Source organism: Acidobacteriota bacterium, assembly GCA_035471785.1.
In the GTDB taxonomy this organism is placed as follows: domain Bacteria; phylum Acidobacteriota; class UBA6911; order RPQK01; family DATIPO01; genus JANQFM01.
On sequence record DATIPQ010000085.1, the window covers coordinates 1 to 5,480 of the forward strand.

Annotated in this window: 6 protein-coding genes; 3 read left to right on the forward strand and 3 right to left on the reverse strand. The window is 62.8% G+C overall.

What is annotated here, in order from left to right; genetic code table 11:
• Positions 1–596 (reverse strand): response regulator (locus tag VLU25_12085; protein HSR68669.1); only part of this gene is annotated, 596 nt, incomplete at its 3' end.
• Positions 593–2,242 carry an ATP-binding protein gene (locus VLU25_12090; protein ID HSR68670.1) on the reverse strand — a complete coding sequence of 550 codons (1,650 nt, stop codon included), beginning with the start codon at positions 2,240–2,242 and terminating at the stop codon, positions 593–595. The genes VLU25_12090 and VLU25_12085, both read right to left, overlap by 4 nt.
• A gap of 428 nt (positions 2,243–2,670) precedes the next feature.
• Between VLU25_12090 and VLU25_12095 the strand changes: the two genes are divergently transcribed.
• Positions 2,671–3,594 (forward strand): hypothetical protein, encoded by a 924-nt coding sequence (locus tag VLU25_12095; protein HSR68671.1) that lies wholly within the window; start codon positions 2,671–2,673, stop codon positions 3,592–3,594.
• A 205-nt stretch (positions 3,595–3,799) separates the two neighbouring features.
• On the opposite strand, the gene hypB is transcribed toward VLU25_12095, so the two are convergent.
• Positions 3,800–4,465, reverse strand: a complete 666-nt coding sequence (gene hypB / locus VLU25_12100; protein HSR68672.1) for a hydrogenase nickel incorporation protein HypB — start codon at positions 4,463–4,465, stop codon at positions 3,800–3,802.
• Positions 4,466–4,577: 112 nt separating this feature from the next.
• Here hypB and VLU25_12105 point away from each other — a divergent pair, with 112 nt between their 5' ends.
• Complete coding sequence (locus VLU25_12105) at positions 4,578–4,748, forward strand: c-type cytochrome (GenBank protein HSR68673.1); 171 nt, start codon at positions 4,578–4,580, stop codon at positions 4,746–4,748.
• 200 nt (positions 4,749–4,948) lie between these two features.
• A partial coding sequence (locus VLU25_12110; GenBank protein HSR68674.1) for an acylphosphatase occupies positions 4,949–5,480 on the forward strand: 532 nt, incomplete at its 3' end.

Here is a 5,480-nt window from a genome sequence, read left to right on the forward strand (position 1 = left end):
CGCACGAAGGGCCGCTGGGCGCGATGGCTGAGGCGGTGAATCAGGCGCGACACTTCGTCCTTGCCCACCCCCGATTCGCCCAGCAGAAGGACGCTGGAATCGCTGGGAGCCGCCGCCCGCACTACTTCAAGCACTTGTTTCCAGCCCCGGCTGACGCCCAGGGGTTCTCGTCGGCGGTCGGAGGCTCCCGCTCCCGAGCGCAGGTAAGCCAGCTCGCGCCGCATGCCGCTCTCCTGCAAGGCCCGTTGCACCACCAGCAGCACCTTCTCAGGATCGGCAGGCTTCTGCAGAAAATCGCAGGCACCCGACTTCATGCACTCCACCGCCGAGGGCACGTCGGCGTAGGCCGTCAGCACCACGACCGGGAGGCCGGGCGCGCGCTTGCACAAGGAGCGGGTCAATTCGATCCCGTCCATGCCCGGCATGCGCAGGTCGGTGATGACTCCGTCCAGGCCCTGCAGGGAATCGTCCTCCTCCAGTTCCCTGGGGTCGGCGGCGCTGCGCACCTGGTAACCGTTGCGCTCCAGGATGCGGGCCAGAGAGTCTCGTACGTACTCTTCGTCGTCTACAACCAGAATGGTTCCTTTAGTCTTCATGTCCTTGCGTCGTGGGCCGCCTCAAGCAGACCCTGCTCTTCCGCCGCCTGTTCGGGAAGGGATCGAGCCAGGGGGAGGCAAAGCGTGAAGGCGGCTCCGCGTCCGGCCCGGTTCTCGGCCTCAATGCGGCCCTTGTGCTGGTGTGCGATTCCCAGACAGACCGAGAGGCCCAGGCCTGTGGATTGGCGGGTTGAAAAGAAAGGCTCGAAGATCTTGGGCAGTATCTCCTCGGGAATGCCGGGGCCCTGGTCGGCGAAAGTGACCATCACTTCATCTCCGCTGACTCGGCAAGCCACCTCCACCAGGCCTCCCTCTGCCGGCTGCTGGCAGGCGTTAAGAAGCAGGTTGAGGAAGAGCTGGCCCAGCGTCACCGAATTGCCCAGCACGCGGGGCTCCTCTCCGCAAGGCGAAAAGCGGATCTCGGCCTTGCGGTAGGCTGGATTGGTGCGCACGAACTGAATAGTCTCCAGAAGCACCTTCTCCAGCGACAGCTCGGCCTTGGGGGCATGAGCCGGGTCGGCAAACGTCAGCACCTGGCGTGTGATCCGCGAGGCCCTGTCCAGCCCTTCCCGCACCTTGGACGTCATCTCCAGCGCCGCTTCCTGGCGCTGGTCCTCAATCTCCTCCTTGAGCAGGGAGAGATAGTTCGACATCCCCTCCAGCGGGTTGTTGATTTCATGAGCGATTCCGGCTGCCAACCGGCCGATGGTGGCCAACCTCTCCTGGTGCAGCACCTGCCGTTCCAGTTCCCGCACCTGGGTTTGATGGCGGTTTTCGGCTTCCAGAACCACGCTGCGGCGCGCCTGGCTGAAAGCAATCCCTCCCAGCACCAGGGCCCCCGCCATCAAGGCCAGGTTGAGGATCAGGGTGAATCGGTAGCGCTCGGACAATCTCGAGATGGAGGCCACCAGGCCGCTGCGCGGTTCAAGCCGCTGCAGGATCCACTCGATGGGAGGCTGCCAGTCGTCGCTGACGACCGATGCCGAGATCAAGTAAACGTCCTCGCGCTGGCCGCCGTCGACGGCTGTTTGCTCCCCCCTATCTCCTTGGACCACCCGCAGTTTGGAAGCCTCGGCGGGAGCTGCCGTCTCCAGCATCTTAGCTACGTCCAGGGAAGCCTCAAGCCAGCCTGGCTCCTCAGAACCGCCCAGGGGCCACATGCCGGTCAAGAAACCTTCACGCCGCTGAAGGGAAAGGGGAGCATCGCTAGCCGGCAGCAACACCGGAGCACCGTCTCTCCTGCCCGCGGCCAGGAAGGCCCTCCCCTGCTCGGCCTCACGCAAGATGACCGAGTCGACCTCGGGATGGGCCGAGAAGAAGAGCAGCAGGGTCGATTCCATGTTGAGACGATGCCAGCGTCGGCGCATGGGGTCGGGCTCCTCCAGGGCCTGCCGATAGTCGGCCAATGGAGGCGATTGGGAGAGGAAAACGAAGTCGGCGCGAGAGGAAGCCAGCCGAGCCTCCAGCGAGCGCGCATCGGCGATGGTTTGCAGGCGCAAGTCCTCGAGAGCCGCCTGGCGGGCCTCGCCGCCTGCCGAGAAAATACTCCACAGGGCTAAGGCGTTGATACCCAGCAAAAGCAAGCCCAGCAAGGCCATCAGCCCGACTCCCGGTCTCTTCAATAGCGTGCTCAGCCTGCGCTTCATAATTCCGCCGAAAGGGTTCAAAAAATTTACGAACTGCTCCCCAAGTCCCGTTCTCTCCGCGGCTCGACCCCGCTTGCAAGGGCGCGAGTATAGACGGGTTTGAGTTCAAAGTCCATAAAAATTGCGAAGCAGACCGATCCTCTCCGAGGCTTAAGTGTTGTTGCAAACCATTGATAAAAAGGCGTTTAGCCTTCCTCCTGGGAAAATCAGATCCATTGGCATGCTGAGTGCCTGACGGTCTTGGCGAGGAGGTATTCGTGATTGGACAGAGATGGTTCCGGGTGGCGGTTTCAACCACCCTGGTGCTGATGGGTTGGTTGCTGACCGGAACGGGGACGGCTTTCGGCCAGGGCTGAGTGCTCATCAGGCAGAACGCACCCGTGCCTGGTGCGTGGGAGTCTCCCTATCAGAAGCCGGGAAGCTGGCAGATGAGCGTCGCCTTTCGCGGCCTCAACTCCAACAAGCACTTCAACGGCACCGAGCGCCAGTTCGAGCGCGAAGAGCTGGGCACTTTCGTCCAGAACAACCAGCGCTTGGTGGACGTGGTGGCGACCTACGGAGTGAGTGACCGCCTCAGCGTCAGCGTGGGCGTACCTTTCGTCAACGCCTCCTGGGCGATTCCTCTTCCCATCCGTCCGGAACCGGGGCCGCGCAGCAAGCAGGAGGCGCGCGGGATCGGCGACATCTCAGTCAGCGGACGTTATTGGCTCATGGATACCGAGCAGAGCGATCACAACATTTCGGTGGGTTTGGGACTCAAGATTCCCACGGGAAAGTCGGACGTCACCGACGTCTATCCCGACCTGACGGGGCAGAATCCCACCCGGAAAGCGGTGGATCAATCGATCCAGCCCGGCGACGGCGGCTGGGGAATCCTCAGCGAGGTGCACGGCTTCAAGCGGGTCAAGAGGACCACGCTCTTCGCCAGTCTCAGCTATCTGATCAATCCCAAGAACTCCAACGACACGCCTTCCATCATTCAAGGTCTGGGCCTGGGAGACGATCCCCGCTTCGAGGGGATACTGTTCAACTCCGTCCCTGACCAATACGTGATGAGGGCGGGTGCGGCCATGCCCTTGCCCGTGACCGGTCTTTCCGTCAGTTTGGCTGCCCGCATGGAAGGGCTGCCCCGCTATGACCTGATCGGTCCCAGCGACGGCTGGCGCCGGCCGGGAAAAGAAGTTTTCATCGAGCCCGGCTTCGCCTACTCGAGAGACGAATACACCTTCACCTTCAACGCGCCGCTGGCGGTCTACCGTAACCGCCTGGCCAATCCCAACACCAACAATCCAGGAGACGCGACCTTTCCCGACCATATCTTCTTGGTCGGGTTTACATATAGATTCGACTGATCCGACTTCACCCTTTGACTCCTTCCCAATCGAACCTCAGGGAGGGTGAAGATCGGTGAGGCAGGCACAACCCTAGCCTAAGATTGGTTCCCGGAATTGGCTGCGATTGCCTTCCCTCAGGATCAATTGCTTCCAAGCAAACGGGGATCAAGCCTCCCGATAGCGGCCCGGCGGATGCATGCGCTCCCCGCCGGGCCGCCTTCCTTCAAACCGCCTGCGGACGCGCCTCTTGCAGTCTCTCAGCTAGAAAGTCCATCCACTCGCCGAGTCCTTGGCCGCTGCGGGCCGAGGTGCGGAAGATCTTCATGTCGGGTCGCAGCTCGCGGGCCAGGCGGGCGGCTTCATCGAGGTCGAAATCGAAGTGTTCCAGCAGGTCGCACTTGGTCATCAGGCAGGCTTGAGATCCGCGGAAGGCTTTGGGGTACTTGGCGGGCTTGTCGTCGCCTTCGGGGACCGAAAGCAGCACGGCGCGCAGGTGCTCGCCCAGGTCATAAGAGGCCGGGCAGACCAGGTTTCCCACGTTCTCGATGAAGAGGATATCGAAGGGCCCCTCCAGGGCTAATTGCTGCCAGGCCTGCTCGATCATGTGCGATTCCAGGTGGCAGGTGCCGCCGGTGGTGATCTGAATAACGGGGATTCCCTGGGCCCGTATGCGTTGGGCGTCGCGCTCGGTTTCAAGGTCGCCTTCCAGCACGCCTACCCGGTAGCGCTCTTTCAGCTTCGGCAGGGTGGCTTCAAGCAAGGCGGTCTTTCCTGAGCCAGGCGACGAGAGCAGGTTGACCACCAAGGTTCCTTGCCGGGTCCAGTCCAGGCCGCGACTTATTTCACAGTCAAGTCCGGCTCGCCGGAGGCGAGCGATGCACCAGCCCAGCGACTGTGTTGATAGTCAGGTCCGGTCTCGCTGGAAGCGAGCGGTTCGCCAACCCTGGGATTCCATCAGAAGGCGTGCTAACGCTGAAAGCGTGGAATAAGAAGCTCGACGCATGCGAATACTCACTCCTCTTCTCACCTTTGCACTCACGCTTCTGGCAGCCTGCGGCGGCGGAGACCCGGCGCGCGGGCGGCAACTGCTGCAAGAGAAGGCCTGCACCGCCTGCCACAGCGTAGGAGGCGGCGACCGCCAGGGGCCGGACTTGGCCGGCGTGGCTGACTAATACGACAGAGAGCGCCTGCGCCAGTGGCTGCACGACCCCGAGGTCATCTATCGGCGCACAGGCAAGACGCCCATCAATGAAGGCTTTCCCCCCATGCCCCGCTTCCCCCTCACCGACCAGGAAATCGAAGACCTGACCGCCTACCTGGCAACGCTGGAGAAAGGAGCTTCCGAAACCCGGCCATGAGAGCAGAGGAACGGATGCATGTCAGCATCGTGGGCGTGGTGCAGGGAGTCGGCTTCCGCCCCTTCGTCTTCCGCCTGGCCGAGGAACTCGACCTGAGCGGCTGGGTGCGCAACGACGAAAGCGGCGTCACTATCGAGGTCGAGGGCACCTCGCAGACGCTAGCCCGCTTTCTGGCCCGCCTGCAGGAGGAAAAGCCGCCCCCGGCAATCCTCTACACCGTCGATCACCGCTTCCTGCCCCCCAGGGACCGATCTGGCCGGTCAGGCTTCCGAATTCGCCAAAGCACCCGCTCGGGCAAGCCGCGTGTGTGGCTTTTGCCCGACCTGGGCATCTGCGCCGACTGCCGCCGCGAACTGCTCGACCCCGAGGACCGCCGATATCGCTACCCCTTCATCAACTGCACCCACTGCGGACCGCGCTTCACCATCATCAAGGGGCTGCCTTACGACCGTCCGCTGACCTCGATGCGGCGCTTCCAGATGTGTGAGCGGTGCCTGGCCGAATACCAGGACCCTCAAGACCGCCGCTTCCACGCCCAGCCCAACG